The sequence below is a fragment of the Streptomyces sp. NPDC030021 genome (assembly GCF_055574035.1).
On record NZ_JBVIAH010000019.1, the window covers coordinates 128,314 to 146,939 of the forward strand.

Genomic DNA, 18,626 nt, shown 5'->3' on the forward strand with positions numbered 1-18,626 from the left:
CGCGGCCTTCCTGGGGGCTCAGCCCTCCAGGAAGGCCACCAGGGCGTTCGCCAGCAGGAACGGGTCGTCCGCGCCGCACAGTTCGCGGGCGCTGTGCATCGAGAGGATCGCGACGCCGATGTCCACGGTCTGAATGCCGTGGCGGGCGGCGGTGATCGGGCCGATCGTGGTGCCGCACGGCATCGAGTTGTTGGAGACGAAGGTCTGCCACGGCACGCCGGCCCGCTCGCACGCGGCGGCGAACACGGCGCGCCCGCTGCCGTCGGTGGCGTACCGCTGGTTGACGTTGACCTTCAGGATCGGTCCGCCGTTGGCGCGCGGGTGGTGCGTCGGGTCGTGCCGCTCACCGTAGTTGGGGTGCACGGCGTGCCCGGTGTCCGAGGACAGGCAGATGGTGCCCGCGAAGGCCCGCGCGCGGTCCTCGTACGAGCCCCCGCGCGCGAAGACTGAACGTTCCAGCACGTTGCCCAGGAGCGGGCCGTCCGCGCCCGTGTCGGACTGCGAGCCGTTCTCCTCGTGGTCGAAGGCGGCCAGCACCGGGATGTGGTCGAGCTTGCCGGTGGCGGAGACCGCGGCCAGCGCCGCGACGCCCGCGTGCACCGACAGCAGGTTGTCCATGCGCGGACCGGCCACCAGCTCGCGGTCGCGGCCCAGGTACGAGGGCGGCTCGATGGAGTGGACCATCAGGTCCCAGCCGGCCACCGACCCCTGGTCCAGGCCCTCTTCCTCCTCCAGGAAGGAGATCAGGTCGCCCTCCTGGACGTCGCCCAGCCCCCAGATCGGCTGCATGTGCCGCTGCTTGTCGAGCTTGAGGCCGTCGCTGTTCACCGACCGGTCCAGGTGCACGGCGAGTTGGGGAACGCGCAGCAGTGCGCGGTCCACGTTCACCAGGCGCTCGGTGCCGTCGCGCAGGGTCAGCCGCCCGGCCAGCCCCAGGTCGCGGTCCAGCCAGGTGTTGAGCAGGGTGCCGCCGTAGATCTCGACGGCGATCTGCCGCCAGCCCTGCGAGCCCGTGTCCGGCAGCGGTTTGACCCGCAGGTTCGGGGAGTCGGTGTGCGCGCCGACGATCCGGAACGGGGTGTGTGCGGCCGCGCCTTCGGGGACGAACCAGGCGATGAGCGCACCGCCGCGGAGCACGAACTTGCCCCCGGTGCCCGCATCCCAGGCGTCCGTTTCCGACAACTGCCTGAAGCCTGCCTTCTCCAGCCGCTCCGCCGCGTTGGCCACGGCGTGGTACGGCGACGGACTGGCCGTCAGGAAGGTCATCAGATCGTCGGTGTGGCCGCGGTCGAAGCGGGCGGGAGAGCTCATCGTATTTCCCTTGTGTGGAAGCCCCCGGCTTCAGCCGGGTGAGGAAACGCAGTTCCGGCTCGGAGCCTCGCTGTGGCGAAGTGCCGCAGCGTGAGGCTGTGACCTGTGCTTGTGTTCGGATCGTGACCGACCGTAGCCTCCACGGTGTGGGGTTTCCTTCCGTGAAGCGATCGTTCAAGTACCGTTTCTATCCGACGGACGCGCAGGCCGTGGAACTGTCGCGGACGTTCGGGTGTGTGCGGAAGGTCTACAACCTGGCTCTCGCCGCCCGTGCCGAAGCCCGGAAGGCGGGCGGCGGGCGGATGGGCTACGGGCAGACATCGGCCATGCTCACCGCGTGGAAGAAGACCGAGGAGCCGGCCTTTCTGGCGAAGGTGTCCTCGGTACCGCTGCAGCAGGCGTTGCGCCACCTGCAGTCGGCGTTCGTGGCGTTCTGGGAGAAGCGGTCCCAGTACCCGCGATTCAAGTCGAAGCGGAAGTCGCGTGCCTCCGCCGAGTACACCCGCAGCGGGTTCCGCTACGCGGAGGGCCGGGTGCGGCTGGCGAAGATGGACGAACCTTTGGACATCGTGTGGTCCCGCCCATTGCCGGAAGGGGTGGCGCCGTCCACGGTCACGGTCTCGTGCGACAGTGCCGGCCGCTGGTACGTCTCTCTGCTGTGCGAGGACACCCCGGCTCCGATGCCGGCCACCACGAACGCGGTCGCCGACCGGCGCCGGGACTTCTTGCAGCGGCTGACGACTCGTCTCGTGCGTGAAAACCAAACGCTCGTGATCGAGGATCTGACGGTCGCCAACATGCTGCGGAACCACAAGCCGGCACGTTCCATCAGCGACGCGGCCTGGCGTGAGCTGTGGTCGATGCCGGAGTACAAGACAGCCTGGTACGGCCGCGAGCTGATCGCTGTCGACCGGTGGTTCCCCAGTTCCAAGCTGTGCTCGGCTTGCGGGGCGATCGCCGACGCGATGCCCCTGAGCGTCCGCGAGTGGACCTGTGAGAGCTGCGGGACCGCTCACGACCGGGACGGGAACGCCGCGGTCAATCTTCTGGCCGCCGGGCTGGCGGCTGCTGCCTGTGGAGCGGATGTGAGACCTCATCGGGAGTCCTCCTCTCGGTCGGGGCGGTCCGTGGCGAAACAGGAATCCCCACGCGTGAGTGTGGGAATCCCCTCCTGCTAGGGAGGGGAGGAAGCCAAGTGGTTCACCTTAACGAGGGTCGGGTTCGTGTCCGTCATGGCCGGACCGTGCGACAGCCGGGAGATCTGGTTCCGCGCCCGTTGCCTCTGCGGTCCCGTCGGTTTCAGCCCGGCGGACGTTCGAATCGGCGCTGCAGTTGCCTGCGCTCGCCCCGGCGGATGCGCGGGAGCATCTCCGGGGTCTGCGGGGAGCGCTGCGCGCGTCTTTTGCGTCCGGCGCAGAAGATACAGGCCTCGCCGGGAGGAGCGTCGGGGTCGATCGGCGCGCCGGGATGTTCGGCGCATCCCGAGGCGTTGCGCGGCCGGGAAAGTTCGCGGGCGACGATGAAGGCGCGGTGGAGGTCGTCGGCGATGCGGACGAAGTCCTCGGCGGGCGAGGACAGGCCCAGGTGGAACCGCTGGTCCTCGACGGTGCGCACGTACGTGCGCAGCCGCTGGAGCGTGTACGGGGGGTCCGGTACGGGATAGCCCAGGCGCCGCTGCTCTCCGGCGGGGGCGGCGGGCGGGCCGCCGTGCCGGCGCGCTCCGAGGCGCCGCCGGTCGTTGCAGATGAGGCAGCGGCCCCAGCCTTCGGGTGCCTCGGGGTCGAGGGCGCCGTTGGGGTGCTCGGGGCAGCCGGTGTAGCTCTTGGCGGGAGCCAGTCCGGTGGCCGTCTGGAAGGCCACGTACAGCGCGTCGGCGATGGTGTCGTACTCGGCGGGGTGGGCGCCGTCGTACAGCTCGCGCAGGTGGTCGCCGAGGCTGCCCAGGCTCGCCTGCAGCTCCTTGAGGGCGTACGGACGCCCGGTGGGGACGGAGTACCCCCTGCTGCCGTGCTGATCCTGTGGACTCATGTGTACGAGCGTCCCATGAACGACTGACATCGGGGAAAGCCGCAGGACAGGGGCCTGGGGCCGGGTACGCGGCAGCGGCCGGGCCCCTGTGCGGGGGGCCCGGCCGCTGGTGCGTGCGCGCGGTGGTGGCGCGACCGGTCTAGAAGGCGGCCTCGTCGAGCTCCATGAGGGAGTTGTCGACGACCTCGGCCAGCTGGCGCTGGACCGAGACGTTCGGCAGGACCTGCGACGCGAAGAACTTCGCGGCGGCGATCTTGCCGGTGTAGAAGGGGACGTCCTTCGGGGCGGCGGTCGCCAGCTTCTCGGCGGCCACGGCGGCGCCCTTGAGCAGCAGGTAACCGACGACCACGTCACCCGAGGCCATCAGCAGGCGGGTGGTGTTCTGGCCGACCTTGTAGATGTTCTTGACGTCCTCGCCGGTGGCGGTGAGGTCGACGATCATCTGGCCGACGATGGCCTCCAGGTCGACGGCGGCCTTGGCGAGCGCGTCGCGGGCGCCGGCCAGCTCCTCGCCGCCGACGGCCTCGGCCAGGAACTTCTTCATCGTCTCGCTGAGGATGTTCAGCGAGGCGCCCTGGTCGCGGACGATCTTCCGGAAGAAGAAGTCCTGGCCCTGGATGGCCGTGGTGCCCTCGTAGAGGGTGTCGATCTTGGCGTCGCGGATGTACTGCTCGATCGGGTACTCCTGCAGGTAGCCGGAGCCACCGAAGGTCTGCAGGGACTGGGCGAGCTGCTCGTAGGACTTCTCCGAGCCGTAGCCCTTCACGATCGGCAGGAGCAGGTCGTTGAGGCCGATCTCGGCGGAGGCGTCCTCGCCGGCGGCCTGCTTGAGCTGGATCTCGTCCTGCACGGAGGCCGTGTAGAGGACCAGGGCGCGCATGCCCTCGGCGTAGGCCTTCTGCGTCATGAGCGAGCGGCGTACGTCGGGGTGGTGCGTGATGGTGACCTTGGGCGCGGTCTTGTCCATGAAGTTCGCGAGGTCCGGGCCCTGCACGCGCTCCTTGGCGTACTCCAGCGCGTTCAGGTAGCCGGTGGAGAGGGTGGCGATGGCCTTCGTGCCGACCATCATCCGGGCGAACTCGATGATCATGAACATCTGGCGGATGCCGTCGTGCTTGTCACCGATCAGCCAGCCCTTGGCGGGGTGCTGGTCGCCGAAGGTCATCTCGCACGTGTTGGAGGCCTTGAGGCCCATCTTGTGCTCGACGTTGGTGGCGTAGACGCCGTTGCGCTCGCCCAGCTCGCCGGTCTCCCAGTCGAAGTGGAACTTCGGGACGAGGAAGAGGGACAGGCCCTTGGTGCCGGGGCCGTGGCCCTCGGGGCGCGCGAGGACGTAGTGGAGGATGTTCTCCTCCATGTCGTGCTCACCGGACGTGATGAAGCGCTTCACGCCCTCGATGTGCCAGGAGCCGTCGGCCTGCTGGATCGCCTTGGTGCGGCCGGCGCCGACGTCCGAGCCGGCGTCCGGCTCGGTGAGGACCATGGTGGAGCCCCAGCGCTTCTCGACGGCTATCTCGGCGACCTTCTTCTGCGCCTCGTTGCCCTCTTCGAAGAGGATGCCGGCGAACGCCGGGCCGGAGGAGTACATCCAGATGGCCGGGTTCGAGCCGAGCAGCAGCTCCGCGTAGGCCCAGATCAGGGAGCGGGGCGAGGTGGTGCCGCCGATCTCCTCGGGCAGGCCCAGGCGCCAGTACTCCGACTCCATGAAGGCTTCGTAGCTCTTCTTGAAGGAGGCGGGGACGGGCGCGGTGTTGGTGGCCGGGTCGAAGACCGGCGGGTTGCGGTCGGCGTCCTCGAAGGAGGCGGCCAGCTCGTTCTCGGCGAGGCGGGCGATCTCGGACAGGACGCTCTTGGCGGTCTCGGTGTCCATCTCCTCGAACGGACCGGTGCCGTACTGCTTGTCGCGGCCGAGCACCTCGAAGAGGTTGAACTCGATGTCGCGGAGATTCGACTTGTAGTGCCCCATGGCGACGGCTCCGTTAAGGCTCGGGGAGACAGGGTTCCTCGTACATACCAATCGGTAACGTAATGATGCTACCCGCCGGTAATAAGACGCAACCCCTGACGACTGTGACCAGCGTCAAGCCTGGCGGGAAATACGTGTCCGACGGCGAGTGGCCGGTCGGTAGGCTTCGCCCCATGTACGGCTACGACCAGAACGTGAGCGCGGGGCACGCGGGGCAGCAGCAGTACGCCGCCCCGCAGCAGATGGCCGGCGGTTACGCCGAGCAGCCGCTCTACCCCGAGCCCTCGCCACCGTCGCTCGCCGACGCCGTGCGGGCCTTCACCACGGGGTCCCTCTCCGCCGAGGACTTCCAGCAGATCTTCGCCACCTCGAAGGTCTACTGCCCGCGCGGCGACACCCCCGGATTCCTGGCGCTGCACAACACGCAGCACCCGGTCATCCCCATGTTCACCACGCTCAAGGAGCTGCGCCGGTACGCCGGCAAGGAGTCCAAGTACTTCGTGATCACCGGCGCCGAGGTGATCGACCTGCTGCCGACCGGGTACGGCTTCGTCCTCGACATGGAGGGCGACCACCGGATGGTCTTCGACGCGAAGGCCGTCGAGCAGATGGTCGACTTCGCGATGCGCCGGATGTACGGCTAGACGCCGTAGCTGCGCAGACGGCCAGACGGCCGGCCCTGGCCGCGGACGTACCGGCTGACGCCTGAGGGGGGCGGATCGTGCTGCGCGTGCATTTCACGGCGGAGGACCTGCTCAACGTCACCTTCGCGAGAGAGCCGCTGCCGCTGGTGGAGCTGGGCATGGCGATGGTCGCCTGGCAGCGCACCGACGAACAGGCGGTTTTCGGCCGCTGGCGCAACCGTGTCGGCCAGGAGCTGCCCGGCCGCGCCCGCCCGCTCCTCGACCTCCTGCGCCCCGACGGCGACAACCCCCAGTTCGTCGAGCCGTACGCGCGCACCCTGGAGGAGGGGCTGGCCGTCGTACGGGAGGCCGGCCCGCTCCTGACCCCCGGCGAGCTGGACCGCGTCGCCGCCCGGGCCTCCGGCTCCGTGTCCTGGCTGCGCGCCCTGTGGGCCCAGGACCGCGAGGCGTGGGACCAGCTCGGCGGCGCGCTGCGGTCCGCGTACGAGGTGGTCGTCGCCCCCCACTGGCCGCGGATCCGGCAGTCCTTCCAGGCGGACGTGGCCTGGCGCAGCCGGCTGCTGGCCGCCCACGGCATCAAGGCGTGCCTGGCCGGCACGCATCCACTGGCCGCCTGGGCGGGCACGGTGCTGGAGGTGGACGGGCCGCCGCACTACGAGGTCCGCCTCGGCGGGCGCGGCCTGCTGCTGATGCCCTCGCCGTTCTGGACGGGCAGGCCGCTGCTCGCCGAGGGCCCGGACGGCCCGGACGGCAGGTGCGTGCTGCTCTACCCGGCGCTGACGCCCCTGCCCCTGGTCGGCCCGGGCCCGGCACAGGGGGCGCTGGACGCCCTGCTGGGCCGGACCCGGGCGGCCGTGCTCCAGTCGCTGATCGAGCAGCGCACGACCAGCGAGCTGGCCCGGGACCTCGACATCAGCCTCCCCTCGGCCTCCGAACACACCCGGACCCTGCGCGCGGCCGGCCTGATCACCACGGAGCGCGACGGCAAGGCGGTCCTGCACTCGGTGACGGGCCTGGGCGTGGACCTGCTCCACAGCGGCGGCTGAGGCCCATGGGGAGGCCAGGGCCGCCCGGGCCGCCCGGGCCGCCCGGGCTCCCCGGGCTCCCCGGGCTCCCCGGGCTCAGGGTGCCCGGGTGAGCAGGACCGGCATCGTGGTGACCTCGACCGTCCGGTCGGAGGGGAGGGCCGAGACGGTCCCGTCGAGGCGGCGCACCGCGCCGATTTTCCGGGGCGCCGGGATGCGGGCGGTGCCCGTCTCGTGCCAGACGATCACCTGCTCGGCGCCGTCCCGGTCGAAGCGGCACTGCCAGACGCCGACCGGCAGCCCGGCCGCCACCCCGTTCCCGCACGAGTGGATCCGCGTCCCGTGCACCCAGCGGCGCAGCTCCTCGACGTCCAGGGCGGCCCGGGTCGGCGGCTGCCCCTCCGGCTGCATCACGATCGGGACCTTGGTGCCGCCCCAGTTGTAGTAGTACATGCGCGGGTAGCGGGCGTAGAGGCCGACGAGGAAGAAGCGGACGGCGTGGGCCGATGCGGTGGCCTCGTCCAGCGGCTTCTGCAGGGCGATCTCGTACGAGGCGCCGGTGCTCCACAGCCGGGGGTGCGCGCCGCCCCGGTGGAAGGCGCGGTCGATCTCCTGGATCATGCCGTGCAACTGCTCGGGCGGGTCCGAGGCGCTGCGCTGGTACAGCTTGACGCCGGCGACGTCGCAGGAGTCGTAGGCGCGGAGCTCGGCGAACCGTTCCAGCGCGCGCAGGGCGTCCGGCTCCCAGAGCCGGCCCATGGACGGGCAGACGACGGTCGCGCCGGGGTCCACGGCGTCGAGCACGGCCTTCGCGGTGCGGGTCATCTCGGCCAGGGTCTCCAGGCTTCCGCTGAAGTAGCGCGTGTCGTTGCCCATGACCCACAGCTCGTACGCGTCGATGCGGCCCCGGTAGCGGTCGGCCACGGCGGTGACGAACGCCTTCCAGTCGGCCGGGTCGTCGGGCGGGCTCGTGCGGGAGCCGTCGTCGTACGCGGCGCGGGGGCCGTGCGGGCTCGCCCAGTCGGGGGTGCCGCCCATGGTGAAGACCACGGGCAGGCCGGCCTGGTTCGCGGCCGTGACGAGCCGGTCGAGGACGGACCAGTCGTAGACGCCGCGCCGCGGCTGGATGTTCGCCCACCTCGTACGGGTGTCCCAGAGCCGGACGGTGTCCACCTGGAAGGTGGGCATGGCGCCGGTGTTGGAGTTGAGGGTCATGCCGAAGAGGCCGTCGGACACCGGGGTCGGGGCCTGGGCCCAGGACGGCACCGCGGCCCCGGACCCGGCCCCGGACCCGGAGGCCGGCCCCGCGCCGTCGGCGGCGGCGCGGGGCCGGCTCGGGGCCCACGCGGTCGCGGCGGGCGCGGAGCCGCTCAGCGAGGCCACGCACAGCAGGACGAAGGCCACGGAGACGAGGGCCAGCCGGGCGCCGCCGCGGGGCCGTGACACCGTACGCGCGGTCTCGGCCGGGTCCGGGCCCGCCTCGTGGGGCCCTACCGCTGCCCGTGGCCTCTCTTCCCCCGCTGTCCCGGCCTCCAAGGCCTCCAAGGCCTCCTCGGCCTCTTCCGTCCCCGCCTCCGCCGCGGACGGCGGTAACGGGTCCTCCGCGTCCGTGCCGGGTGCGGAGGCCGCCGCCCAGCAGCGGTAGAGGGCGGCCAGCTCGCGCGGGGTCGCACCGCATATCCGGGCGATTCTCTCTGCCGTGCCGAACTCCACGGGAATGACGATTCCCCGGCAATAGCGGTGAACGGAAGAGCGGCTCATATGGGCTTTTCGGGCCAATGTTTCGTAGCTGTGGCCGCGGCGGTCCTTCAGGTCGGTCAACAGATCCGCGAATTGCTGTCTGTGCTGTGCCGGGCGATCGCCGTCCGATGGCTCGCCCTCCGTGGAAACGCTCACGAAAGATCCCCCCTCCGCGCGGGACGTCCGTCCCAGAGCGCAGAATCTCCGCAGGTCAGAGGGGATGTTCCATCCCCGCGTCCCAGATTAGTCCAATCCGTTGCCGCACCGCAGGGCACTCTCGCAGGCTGTGTCGCAGCGGGGGTCGGGAACCGCCGCGGACAAAAGGCCACAACGGAGGAATGAGAGACATGTCTCTGCTCGGTATGCGTCGCCCGGCGAAATCTCTGACGGTCACGGCCGCCGCCGTCGCCGCCCTTTTCATGGCGGGAATTACGCCCGCGGCAGCGGCCGCTGATGGCGCCACGGGTCAGTCCTGCTCATGGAATTGCGGGAGGCTGACGAATTCGACCGCCATCGGTCTCAGCGCCACGCTCGAATGGGGGGACGGGTCCTCCGACGAACCGCGCTGGCGCTGGGAGCGCTGGGTGCCGTCCGGCACCTCCCTGGGCGGCAACGCCAGCCGGATCGACGTCGACGGCGTGTACATCCCGGGCGGATGTGTGGCGACCGGAGTGGTGTTCGGCGTGCTCTACAACCACCCCGTGGTGTGGGGCGCCGGCTGGCACAAGATCTCGGGCAACGAGAACGCGGCGCTCACCGGCATCGTCTGTTAGCCGTCGCCGCGCCCGGTCCTTTCGGTCAGGAACGAAACCATCGCGGCGCACCCGCGCCGCGCCGGAACATCAGTGCCGCGGGGGAGACCACGGGGGCCCCGCACCTTCGGAGAAGGAGACAGCAATGAGGGATACGACGGTCCGCACGAAGCTCGCCGCTCTGGCGGCGGCCGGGGTCATGGCGTTGGGTACGGGGGTCCTGGCGGCGTCGCCCGCGCACGCCGCGGGCACGTGGCACGGCTGCCCGTCCGGCGCCGTCTGCATCTACCCGCGGGACGCCGGCTGGAACAACGACAAGCCGTCCAACGTGTACTGGGAGGGCGTCTACAAGCTCTACAACCAGGAGGGGACGCACTTCATCGTCAACAACCAGACCGACGGCTGGGTCGACCGTCTCTGCTACGACTCCTACGGGAGCAACTGCGACTCGTACGTCCAGCCGCCCGGCACCACCTGGCAGGAGAACCTCTCCCCGATGAACTCGATCAAGCTCAGCAGGTACTAGTCGGACCCGAAGGCCCCGGGGGAATTTCCTCCGGGGCCTTCTCCGTTGTGCGCGGTGTGGCAGAAAGTTCGAGTTTCAACTAAACTCGAAGCAGAAGGAGGTCCTGACCATGCCCGCAGTGACTGTTGAGAACCCGTTGACCCTTCCGCGCGTGGCCGAGCCGCAGGCCGCCGTCCCGCGCAAGGTGCTGGCCGTCGTCTCCGCTCCCGGTGGGTTCGAGGGTGAGGGATTCCCGGTGCGCCGCGCGTTCGCCGGGATCAACTACCAGTACCTCGACCCGTTCATCATGATGGACCAGATGGGTGAGGTGGAGTACGCGCCCGGTGAGCCCAAGGGCACGCCCTGGCACCCGCACCGCGGCTTCGAGACCGTCACGTACCTGATCGACGGAACCTTCGTCCACCAGGACAGCAACGGCGGCGGCGGCGTCATCAACGGCGGCGACACCCAGTGGATGACCGCCGGTTCGGGCCTCCTGCACATCGAGGCCCCGCCGGAGTCCCTCGTCGTGTCCGGCGGGCTGTTCCACGGCCTCCAGCTGTGGGTGAACCTCCCGGCCTCCGACAAGATGATGCCCCCGCGCTACCAGGACATCGGCGGCGGCCAGGTCCAGCTGCTGACCACCCCGGACGGCGGCTCCCTGCTCCGCGTCATCGCCGGTGAGCTCGACGGCCACCAGGGCCCGGGCATCACCCACACCCCGATCACGATGATCCACGCGACCGTGTCGCCGGGCGCGCAGATCACCCTGCCGTGGCGCGAGGACTTCAACGCGCTGGCGTACGTCATGGCCGGGCGCGGGTCCGTCGGCGAGGACCGCCGGCCCGTACAGACGGGGCAGACGGCCGTCTTCGGCGAGGGCGGCTCGCTCACGGTGCGGGCGGACGCGTCCCAGGACTCCAACGCCCCGGACCTGGAGATCGTGCTCCTCGGCGGACGTCCGATCCGCGAGCCGATGGCGCACTACGGGCCGTTCGTGATGAACAGCAAGCACGAGCTGCAGCAGGCCTTCGACGACTTCCAGGCGGGCCGGCTGGGCCGCATCCCCACCACCGCGCGCACCGGCCTCGGCCACCGCGGCACGGGTGAGGCCGACCAGGACTGACCCGGAGGTCCGCTGGGCCGTCTCTTCCGGATGTTGCCTATCCGCGCCGCCCGGCACCGCACCTCGCCGCGTCGTCGGGGCGCCCGAGTACGTCCAGTACACGGGCGCCCCTCCGCCTTGCGATGCTCCCCCAAGCCCTGCGGGCCTGGGGAGACCCCATGGCACCGGACGCCGCGGGCCTGACCGACGCTACTTTGACGACAGGACCTAGGACCCGGGCGCCGCACCGTCGGCGTACCGGGCCCGCAGTTCCGAGATCACCCCGAAGACGGCGGCGGTCAGCGGCACGGCCAGCAGCATCCCCAGGATCCCGGCGACGCTCGCGCCCGCGGTGATGGCCAGCATCACCACGGCCGGGTGCATCTGCACGGTGCGGCTCTGCACCACGGGCTGCAGTACGTAACCCTCGATCATCTGGACCAGCAGCACCAGGCCCAGCGCCCACAGGCCGATGATCCAGCCCCGGTCGGCGAAGGCCACGAGCACGGCCACGGCGCCCGACAGGATGGCCCCGAGGTAGGGGATGTAGGCCGTCACGAAGACCAGGGCGGCCAGCCCCAGCGCACCCGGCACATCGAGGATCAGCAGACCCGCGCCGATCAGCACGGCGTCTACCAGGGCCACGAACGTGGTCCCGCGCATGAACCCCTCGACGGCCTCGTAGGCGCGCCGCCCCATCGCCTCCATCAGATCGCCCGAGCGGCTCGGGACGAGGGAGCGCAGGGTTCCCACGGCCCGGTCGGAGTCGCGCAGGAAGAAGAAGATCAGCACCAGCGCCAGCAGCACCATCGCGAGCATCGAGCCCACCACGCTGAGCCCCGCGACCACCCCCGAGGCGGCCGTGCCGCCGAACTTCGCGAGCAGGTCCCTGGAGTTCGCGGCGATGTCCTCCAGCGAGGTGCCCACCGCCCCGAAGTGCTCGGCGACCGTCTCGCCGGCCCGCCGCAGCGCGTCGACGATCTGGCCGCCGGTCCCGATGAGCGCGAGGACGACGATGTACGTGGCCCCGCCGACGACGGTGACCACGGCGAGGCAGGTCAGGGCCGCGGCCAGCGAGCGGTTCACCTTCATGCGGACCAGGCGCCGGTGCATCGGCCCGAGCAGGGCCGTACCGAGCACGGCCAGCAGTACGGGCGTCACGGCGGCCTCGAAGACGGTGCACAGCCATACGCCGACGGCGAGGACCGCGGTGACGAGCAGGACGACGCCGCACCAGGCGGCGAGTCGCCGTACGGGCACGGGCAGGAGGGGATCGGACACCGCTGCATCCCATCACACCCCGCCGCGCCCTGCCGCCGGGTCAGAACTCCGGGTCTGCGTCCGTCTTCGACTGCTCGTGCAGCTCGAACCAGATCGACTTGCCCTCGCCCCGCGGGTCCACGCCCCACGCGTCGGCCAGCATCTCCATCAGCAGCACCCCGCGGCCGCTGGAGGACATCTCCCCCGGCTGCCGCTTGTGCGGGAGTTCGTCGCTGCCGTCCGCGACCTCGACGCGCAGCCGGCGCGCGCCCAGCTCGCCGACCGCCTCCGCGACCAGCAGGGCGTCGCCGTCGGTGTGCGTCAGTACGTTCGTCACCATCTCGGAGACCATCAGCACCGCCGAGTCCACCTGGTCGGGGTCGGCCCAGTCGTGCAGCAGCTCGCGGATCTGCTGGCGCACGCCGGCGATCCGTTCGGGCTCCACCTGGGCCACGGTCAGCACGGTGCGGCGCACGGGCCGGGCCGGGTACGGCAGCGCGGTGCCCGAGCCGCGGTCCGCGCTCTCGCGGCACAACAGCACGACGGCTATGTCGTCCTCGCGGCGGTCGGCGAGCGGGCCGGTGGTGTGGTGCGAGGACGGCCCGTGCACGGCCTGGACCAGCAGGTCGGCCAGCCTTTCGAGGTGCGGGGGCGCGACGGGTCCGGCCGTGGCGGTGCCCGCTCCCGGGACCTGCTCGTCGTAGGCGTTCTCGTGCGCGTCGGACTCCAGGACGGCCCGCAGCCGCGCCCAGCCGGTGTCGAGGTCGTGCCCGCCGGTCTCGATGAGCCCGTCGGTGCAGAGCATCATCGTCTCGCCGGGCTCCAGGGTGAACCGGGTGGTGGGGTAGTCGGTGTCGGGGACGATCCCGAGGGGCAGTCCGCCCGCGGTGGGGCGCATCAGGACGGTGCCGTCGGCCATCCGGATCGCGGGATCGGGGTGGCCGGCGCGGGCCACCTCCAGCATGCCGGTCTTCGGATCGCACTCCACGTACAGGCAGGTCGCGAATCGCGGGCTCTGGAAGTCGGAATCCTGACCGCCGTCGTCCCCGTACGGGTCGGACTCCGGCGAGGAGCACAGCCCGGCCAGGAAGCGGGAGGCGCGCGAGAGCACCGCGTCCGGCCGGTGGCCCTCGGACGCGTACGCCCGTACGGCGATCCGCAGCTGGCCCATCAGGCCGGCCGCCCGGACGTCGTGGCCCTGCACGTCGCCGATGACCAGCGCGAACCTGCCCGACGGCAGCGGAATCATGTCGTACCAGTCGCCGCCGACCTGGAGCCCGCCGCCCGTCGGGACGTAGCGGGCCGCGATCCGCATGCCGGGGATCTCCGGGCCGAGCTGCGGCATCATCGACCGCTGCAGGCCGGTGGTGAGTTCCCGCTCGGATTCGGCCACCACGGCGCGCTGGAGCGCCTGGGCCAGCATCCGGGCCACGGTCGTCAGGACGGACCGCTCGTCGGGGGAGAAGGACGCCGGGTGCTTGAAGGCGGCCATCCAGGCGCCCATGGTCCGCCCGGCCACGATCAGCGGCAGGAAGGCCCAGGAGACCCGGTCGAAGCGCTGGGCGAGCGGCCAGGCGGCCGGGAAGCGCCGTTTGTAGTCCTCGGGGGTGGGCAGGTAGATCGCCCGGCCGGTGCGGACGACCTCCGCGGCCGGGTAGTTCGTCTCCAGGGGCATGTCGGAGAACGGGCCCTCGTCCCCCGGATCGTGCCCGTGGTGCCCGATGATCGACAGCCGGTCCCCGGCCACGCCGAAGACGGCCAGCCCGTCCGGGCTGAAACCGGGCATGGACAGCGAGGCGGCGACCCGCAGCACCTCGGCCGTCGACCGCGCCTCCGCCAGCGCGCGCCCCGCGTCCAGCAGGAAGGCCTCGCGGGAGCGCCGCCAGTCGCCCGTGATGGGGGTGTGGGCGGCCGTGGTGCCGGGCTGCGGCTCGGCGATCTCCTGGATGGTGCCGATCAGCTCGTAGTCCGTGGTCCCTTCGGGCGTCCGGTTCTCCATCGGTTTGGAGCGGCTGCGCACGGTGCGCAGCACCCGGCCGTCGACGTCCATGATCCGGAGCCGGGCCTCGGCGAGGGTGCCCTCGGCGACGGCCAGGTTCACGATCCCGTTGATCTCGTTCCAGTCCACCGGGTGGAAGCGGGACCGTACGGCGACCTCCGGCAGCACCACCGGTTCGGCGGGCAGCCCGAGGAGTCGGGCGGCCTCACCGTCGAGGGTGACCGTCCCGGAGGCGTTGTCCCATCGCCACAGGCCGGTCGCGATGGCGGCCAGAACGTCCTCGGTGCGCACCCGGCCATCTTTACAGGTGATATCCGTTACGTGCCTGTTCACCCGGACCACCGGACGCATTTGCGCAGGCTGGAGGGAGTGCCCGACCCGTCACCTTCCCGGACGGTAACCTTGGGACGGTTGAATCCACCCTGGTATCGCGTAGAACTGGATGACTGATGCATCGGTACAGGTCCCACACCTGCGGCGAGCTCCGCGCTTCTGACGTCGCCGCCGACGTCCGGCTGAGCGGCTGGCTGCACAACCGTCGAGACCTGGGCGGCATCCTCTTCATCGATCTGCGCGACCACTACGGCATCACGCAGCTGGTCGCCCGGCCCGGCACCGCGGCGAACGAGGCGCTGAGCAGCGTCACCAAGGAGACGGTCGTCCGCATCGACGGCAAGGTCGTCTCCCGCGGCGCCGACAACGTCAACCCGGAGCTGCCGACCGGCGAGATCGAGATCGAGGTCTCCGCGGTCGAGGTGCTCGGCGCGGCCGCCCCGCTGCCGTTCACGATCAACACCGACGACGGTGTGAACGAGGAGCGGCGCCTGGAGTACCGCTTCCTCGACCTGCGCCGCGAGCGCATGCACCGCAACATCATGCTGCGCTCGGCCGTCATCGCGTCGATCCGCTCGAAGATGGTGGCCCTCGGCTTCAACGAGATGGCGACGCCGATCCTCACCGCGACCTCCCCCGAGGGCGCCCGTGACTTCGTCGTGCCGTCCCGCCTGAACCCGGGCAAGTTCTACGCCCTGCCGCAGGCGCCGCAGCAGTTCAAGCAGCTGCTGATGATCTCCGGCTTCGACCGCTACTTCCAGATCGCGCCCTGCTTCCGCGACGAGGACGCCCGCGCCGACCGTTCGCCGGGCGAGTTCTACCAGCTCGACGTGGAGATGTCCTTCGTCGAGCAGGAGGACGTCTTCCAGCCGATCGAGCGCCTGATGACCGAGCTCTTCACCGAGTTCGGCCAGGGCCGCGAGGTCACCTCGCCGTTCCCGCGGATCCCGTTCCGCGAGTCGATGCTGAAGTACGGCAACGACAAGCCCGACCTGCGCGCCAAGCTGGAGCTCGTCGACATCACCGACGTGTTCGAGGGCTCGGAGTTCAAGGCGTTCGCCGGCAAGCACGTGCGTGCCCTGGCCGTCCCGGACACCGCCGCGCAGCCGCGCAAGTTCTTCGACGGCCTCGGCGAGTACGCGATCTCGCTGGGCGCCAAGGGCCTGGCCTGGGTGCGCGTGGGCGAGGACGGTGCCCTGACCGGCCCGATCGCCAAGTTCCTCACCGAGGAGAACGTCAAGGTCCTCACCGAGCGCCTGGGCCTGGTCCCCGGCCACGCCGTGTTCTTCGGCGCGGGTGACTTCGACGAGGTCTCCAAGATCATGTCTGGCGTTCGCGTCGAGGCGGCCAAGCGGGCCGGCCACTTCGAGGAGAACGTCTTCCGGTTCTGCTGGATCGTCGACTTCCCGATGTACGAGAAGGACGAGGAGACCGGCAAGATCGACTTCTCCCACAACCCCTTCTCCATGCCGCAGGGCGGGATGAAGGACCTGGAGGAGAAGGACCCTCTGGACATCCTGGCCTGGCAGTACGACATCGTCTGCAACGGCATCGAGCTGTCCTCCGGCGCCATCCGCAACCACGAGCCCGAGGTCATGCTGAAGGCCTTCGAGATCGCCGGTTACGAGGCCGAGACCGTCGAGCGCGAGTTCGCGGGCATGCTCCGCGCGTTCCGCCTGGGCGCCCCGCCGCACGGTGGCATCGCCCCGGGCGTGGACCGCATCGTGATGCTGCTGGCCGACGAGCCGAACATCCGCGAGACCATCGCCTTCCCGCTGAACGGCAACGCGCAGGACCTGATGATGGGCGCGCCGACGGTGCTGGAGGAGGCCCGTCTGCGCGAGCTGAACATCGCGCTGCGCAAGCCGGTCGAGACGAAGGCGGCGGAGCGGCCGGTCTCCGACGCGGTCACCCCGGACAGCGGTTCCCCGCGGGGCTGACCCGGATACGCCGAAGGCGGCGCCCCCCTCCTTGCCGGAGGGGGGCGCCGCCTTCGTGTTTCCGCCCGTCGTACTAGAACTGCTCCAGGATGCCCTTGACGAGGGCGGCGGAGGTCAGCTCGGTGGGGGCGGGGCCGGCGTGGAAGAAGCCGGCGTTCTCGGCGTCCAGCTTGCGCAGGAAGTCGAAGGCCTTGGCGTCGTGGTCGCCGAAGGCCACGAACTGCCAGTGGATGCCCGGAGCCGCGGTGGCGGCGTCGGCCAGTGCCTGGCGGGCGGGCTGGCGGTTGTCGGGGGCGCCGTCGGTCTGGAAGACGACCAGGGCCGGGCCCTCGCCGCCGTCCTTCTGGTAGCGCTCCAGGACGGCCTCGACGGCCACGTGGTAGCTGGTGCGGCCCATCCGGCCGAGGTCGGCGTGGCGGGCCTCGACCCAGGCGGCGTCGTAGCCGTCGAGGGTCAGGTCGGCGGTGCCGTCCACGTCCGTGGAGAAGAACACGGTGTGCACGGTCGCCGTGTCGTCGAGGTGCGCGGCGAGGGCCAGGGCGTGGTCGGCGAGGTACTGGGCGCTGCCGTCCTTGTAGAACCCGCGCATCGACCCGGACCGGTCCAGCACGAGGTAGACCTTGGCCCGCGCCCCGGCCTTCCCCTTGCCCCGCAGCAACTGCCCGGCGGCCTTGTACGCCCCGGCGACCTCAGGAGCCCGGCGCTTGACGACGGCCAACGCCTGCGCGGGAGCCTCCGCCCCGGCCGCGACCGCCTCGTCCTGCGCCTCGGCTTCGGCGGCTGCCGGCTCCGCCTCCGGTGCGGTCTCGGGCTCCGCCTCGGCGGGGGTGTCCGCCTCCGGCGTGGTGGTCTCGGCGGTTGCCGGGGCCTCGGCCCGCGGCGCTTCGGCCTGGGCCTGTTCCGCAGCGGCGGTGACCGGCTCGGCCTCGGGCTCGTCCTGCGCCTGCGGCGCGGCGGCTTCGGCGGCAGCCGGCTCCGCCTCCGGCGCGGTCTCGGGCTCCGCCTCCGGCGTGGTCGTCTCGGCTGCTGCCGGAGCCTCGGCTTCGGCCTGCGCCGCTTCGGCCTCGGCCTGCTCCGCAACAGCGGCGACCGGCTCGGCCTCGGGCTCGTCCTGCGCCTCGGCTTCGGCGGCTGCCGGCTCCACCTCCGGCGCGGTCTCGGGCTCCGCCTCGGCGGGGGTGTCCGCCTCCGGCGTGGTGGTCTCGGCGGTTGCCGGGGCCTCGGCCTCGGGCTCCTCCTGCGCCTGCTGCGCATCCGCCTCGGGCTGTTCCGCAGCGGCGGTGACCGGCTCGGCCTCGGGCTCCGCCTGCGGCGCGGCGGGTTCGGCGGCTGCCGGCTCCACCTCCGGCGCTTCCGTTTCGGGCTGCTCCGCGGGAGCTTCCGGCGCGGCTGCGGGCTCCGCCTCGGCGGCGACCGGGGCGGCCTCGTCCTGCGCCTGCGGCGCTTCGGCCTGGGCCGGCTCCGCCTCGGGCTCGGCGGCTTCGGCGGCGGCCTCCTGCGCCTGCGCCTGCGGCGCCTCGGCCTCGGCTTCGGCCTGCGGCGCTTCGGCCTCGGGCTGCTCCGCAGCGGGGGCGGCAGCCGGCGCGGGCCGTTCCTGCGCCGGAGGTGCGGGGGTTTCTCCGCCGGGCTTCGCCGCAGGCGCACGGCGGGCTTCCGGGACCGTCGGTTCCGCCGCCGGGGCGGGGGCCGTGAGGACGGTGCCCGGTTCACGGTCGCGCGGCGCGGACTGCGGCGGAACCGTGGGGTTGTCGAAGGACGCCGCCACCAGTTCGGCGGCGACGTCCAGAGGGGCCCGTTCCGCCTGGTTGGGGACAGCGGCCGAAGGGGTGTCCGTAGTCTCCGGAACGGATTCCGCGGACCGTCCGAATACCTTGCGCAACAAGCTCCGAATACCCATGGGCCAGGCCTTTCGCATGTGTGCGTGCGTCATTTGTCCGTGCTGCGCGGATGATCCCTGCCCAGAGTGGACACGTAAGGTTATCGGCCGCCCGGCTGGATCTTCGGCAGGGGCGCCTTTC

14 protein-coding genes are annotated in these 18,626 nt (G+C 71.3%); 7 read left to right on the forward strand and 7 right to left on the reverse strand.

What is annotated here, in order from left to right:
- Positions 1 to 18: 18 nt before the first annotated feature.
- Positions 19 to 1,311 carry a M18 family aminopeptidase gene (locus ACZ4YL_RS31295; protein WP_468121176.1) on the reverse strand — a complete coding sequence of 431 codons (1,293 nt, stop codon included), beginning with the start codon at positions 1,309 to 1,311 and terminating at the stop codon, positions 19 to 21.
- Between the two features lie 122 nt (positions 1,312 to 1,433).
- Between ACZ4YL_RS31295 and ACZ4YL_RS31300 the strand changes: the two genes are divergently transcribed.
- Positions 1,434 to 2,489, forward strand: a complete 1,056-nt coding sequence (locus ACZ4YL_RS31300; RefSeq protein WP_468121177.1) for an RNA-guided endonuclease InsQ/TnpB family protein — start codon at positions 1,434 to 1,436, stop codon at positions 2,487 to 2,489.
- 121 nt (positions 2,490 to 2,610) lie between these two features.
- On the opposite strand, the gene ACZ4YL_RS31305 is transcribed toward ACZ4YL_RS31300, so the two are convergent.
- Both ACZ4YL_RS31305 and ACZ4YL_RS31310 read right to left on the reverse strand, forming a co-directional pair.
- Complete coding sequence (locus ACZ4YL_RS31305; RefSeq protein WP_301368749.1) at positions 2,611 to 3,339, reverse strand: hypothetical protein; 729 nt, start codon at positions 3,337 to 3,339, stop codon at positions 2,611 to 2,613.
- Between the two features lie 139 nt (positions 3,340 to 3,478).
- Complete coding sequence (locus ACZ4YL_RS31310; RefSeq protein ID WP_468121178.1) at positions 3,479 to 5,305, reverse strand: acyl-CoA dehydrogenase; 1,827 nt, start codon at positions 5,303 to 5,305, stop codon at positions 3,479 to 3,481.
- Positions 5,306 to 5,478: 173 nt separating this feature from the next.
- Between ACZ4YL_RS31310 and ACZ4YL_RS31315 the strand changes: the two genes are divergently transcribed.
- Together ACZ4YL_RS31315 and ACZ4YL_RS31320 are read left to right on the forward strand one after the other, a co-directional pair.
- Positions 5,479 to 5,949 (forward strand): SseB family protein, encoded by a 471-nt coding sequence (locus ACZ4YL_RS31315; RefSeq protein WP_030714326.1) that lies wholly within the window; start codon positions 5,479 to 5,481, stop codon positions 5,947 to 5,949.
- A gap of 77 nt (positions 5,950 to 6,026) precedes the next feature.
- Positions 6,027 to 6,995, forward strand: coding sequence for an ArsR/SmtB family transcription factor (locus tag ACZ4YL_RS31320; protein WP_468121179.1), 969 nt, complete (start codon positions 6,027 to 6,029; stop codon positions 6,993 to 6,995).
- A 75-nt stretch (positions 6,996 to 7,070) separates the two neighbouring features.
- On the opposite strand, the gene ACZ4YL_RS31325 is transcribed toward ACZ4YL_RS31320, so the two are convergent.
- Complete coding sequence (locus ACZ4YL_RS31325; RefSeq protein WP_468121180.1) at positions 7,071 to 8,870, reverse strand: helix-turn-helix domain-containing protein; 1,800 nt, start codon at positions 8,868 to 8,870, stop codon at positions 7,071 to 7,073.
- A 191-nt stretch (positions 8,871 to 9,061) separates the two neighbouring features.
- Here ACZ4YL_RS31325 and ACZ4YL_RS31330 point away from each other — a divergent pair, with 191 nt between their 5' ends.
- The 3 genes from ACZ4YL_RS31330 (at position 9,062) to ACZ4YL_RS31340 (ending at position 11,097) form a co-directional block, all read left to right on the forward strand.
- Positions 9,062 to 9,487: a hypothetical protein gene (locus tag ACZ4YL_RS31330; protein ID WP_468121181.1), complete on the forward strand. Its 426-nt coding sequence runs from the start codon at positions 9,062 to 9,064 to the stop codon at positions 9,485 to 9,487.
- A 124-nt stretch (positions 9,488 to 9,611) separates the two neighbouring features.
- Entirely contained in the window at positions 9,612 to 9,992 is a 381-nt protein-coding gene (locus tag ACZ4YL_RS31335) for a hypothetical protein (RefSeq protein ID WP_468121182.1), read from the forward strand.
- A gap of 109 nt (positions 9,993 to 10,101) precedes the next feature.
- Positions 10,102 to 11,097 carry a pirin family protein gene (locus ACZ4YL_RS31340; protein WP_468121183.1) on the forward strand — a complete coding sequence of 332 codons (996 nt, stop codon included), beginning with the start codon at positions 10,102 to 10,104 and terminating at the stop codon, positions 11,095 to 11,097.
- A gap of 207 nt (positions 11,098 to 11,304) precedes the next feature.
- Here the strand turns inward: ACZ4YL_RS31340 and ACZ4YL_RS31345 are convergent, their stop codons facing one another.
- Positions 11,305 to 12,357 (reverse strand): AI-2E family transporter, encoded by a 1,053-nt coding sequence (locus ACZ4YL_RS31345; RefSeq protein WP_468121184.1) that lies wholly within the window; start codon positions 12,355 to 12,357, stop codon positions 11,305 to 11,307.
- A gap of 40 nt (positions 12,358 to 12,397) precedes the next feature.
- On the reverse strand, positions 12,398 to 14,626 hold the full coding sequence (locus ACZ4YL_RS31350; RefSeq protein ID WP_468121185.1) for an ATP-binding SpoIIE family protein phosphatase: 2,229 nt from the start codon (positions 14,624 to 14,626) through the stop codon (positions 12,398 to 12,400).
- A 158-nt stretch (positions 14,627 to 14,784) separates the two neighbouring features.
- On the opposite strand from ACZ4YL_RS31350, the gene aspS reads away from it, so the two are divergent.
- Positions 14,785 to 16,608 carry an aspartate--tRNA ligase gene (gene aspS, locus ACZ4YL_RS31355; protein WP_468121186.1) on the forward strand — a complete coding sequence of 608 codons (1,824 nt, stop codon included), beginning with the start codon at positions 14,785 to 14,787 and terminating at the stop codon, positions 16,606 to 16,608.
- A gap of 73 nt (positions 16,609 to 16,681) precedes the next feature.
- On the opposite strand, the gene ACZ4YL_RS31360 is transcribed toward aspS, so the two are convergent.
- A complete protein-coding gene (locus tag ACZ4YL_RS31360) occupies positions 16,682 to 18,505 on the reverse strand; it encodes a VWA domain-containing protein (RefSeq protein ID WP_468121187.1) in 1,824 nt (607 codons plus the stop codon).
- Between the last annotated feature and the right edge of the window lie 121 nt (positions 18,506 to 18,626).

What these genes read in the sequence shown, in the direction of transcription:
- ACZ4YL_RS31295 (WP_468121176.1), bottom strand. Translation starts at nt 1,311, where the DNA reads ATGAGCTCTCCCGCCCGCTTCGACCGCGGCCACACCGACGATCTGATG.
- ACZ4YL_RS31305 (WP_301368749.1), bottom strand. Translation starts at nt 3,339, where the DNA reads ATGAGTCCACAGGATCAGCACGGCAGCAGGGGGTACTCCGTCCCCACC.
- ACZ4YL_RS31310 (WP_468121178.1), bottom strand. Translation starts at nt 5,305, where the DNA reads ATGGGGCACTACAAGTCGAATCTCCGCGACATCGAGTTCAACCTCTTC.
- ACZ4YL_RS31315 (WP_030714326.1), top strand. Translation starts at nt 5,479, where the DNA reads ATGTACGGCTACGACCAGAACGTGAGCGCGGGGCACGCGGGGCAGCAG.
- ACZ4YL_RS31330 (WP_468121181.1), top strand. Translation starts at nt 9,062, where the DNA reads ATGTCTCTGCTCGGTATGCGTCGCCCGGCGAAATCTCTGACGGTCACG.
- ACZ4YL_RS31335 (WP_468121182.1), top strand. Translation starts at nt 9,612, where the DNA reads ATGAGGGATACGACGGTCCGCACGAAGCTCGCCGCTCTGGCGGCGGCC.
- ACZ4YL_RS31340 (WP_468121183.1), top strand. Translation starts at nt 10,102, where the DNA reads ATGCCCGCAGTGACTGTTGAGAACCCGTTGACCCTTCCGCGCGTGGCC.
- aspS (WP_468121186.1), top strand. Translation starts at nt 14,785, where the DNA reads ATGCATCGGTACAGGTCCCACACCTGCGGCGAGCTCCGCGCTTCTGAC.
- ACZ4YL_RS31360 (WP_468121187.1), bottom strand. Translation starts at nt 18,505, where the DNA reads ATGGGTATTCGGAGCTTGTTGCGCAAGGTATTCGGACGGTCCGCGGAA.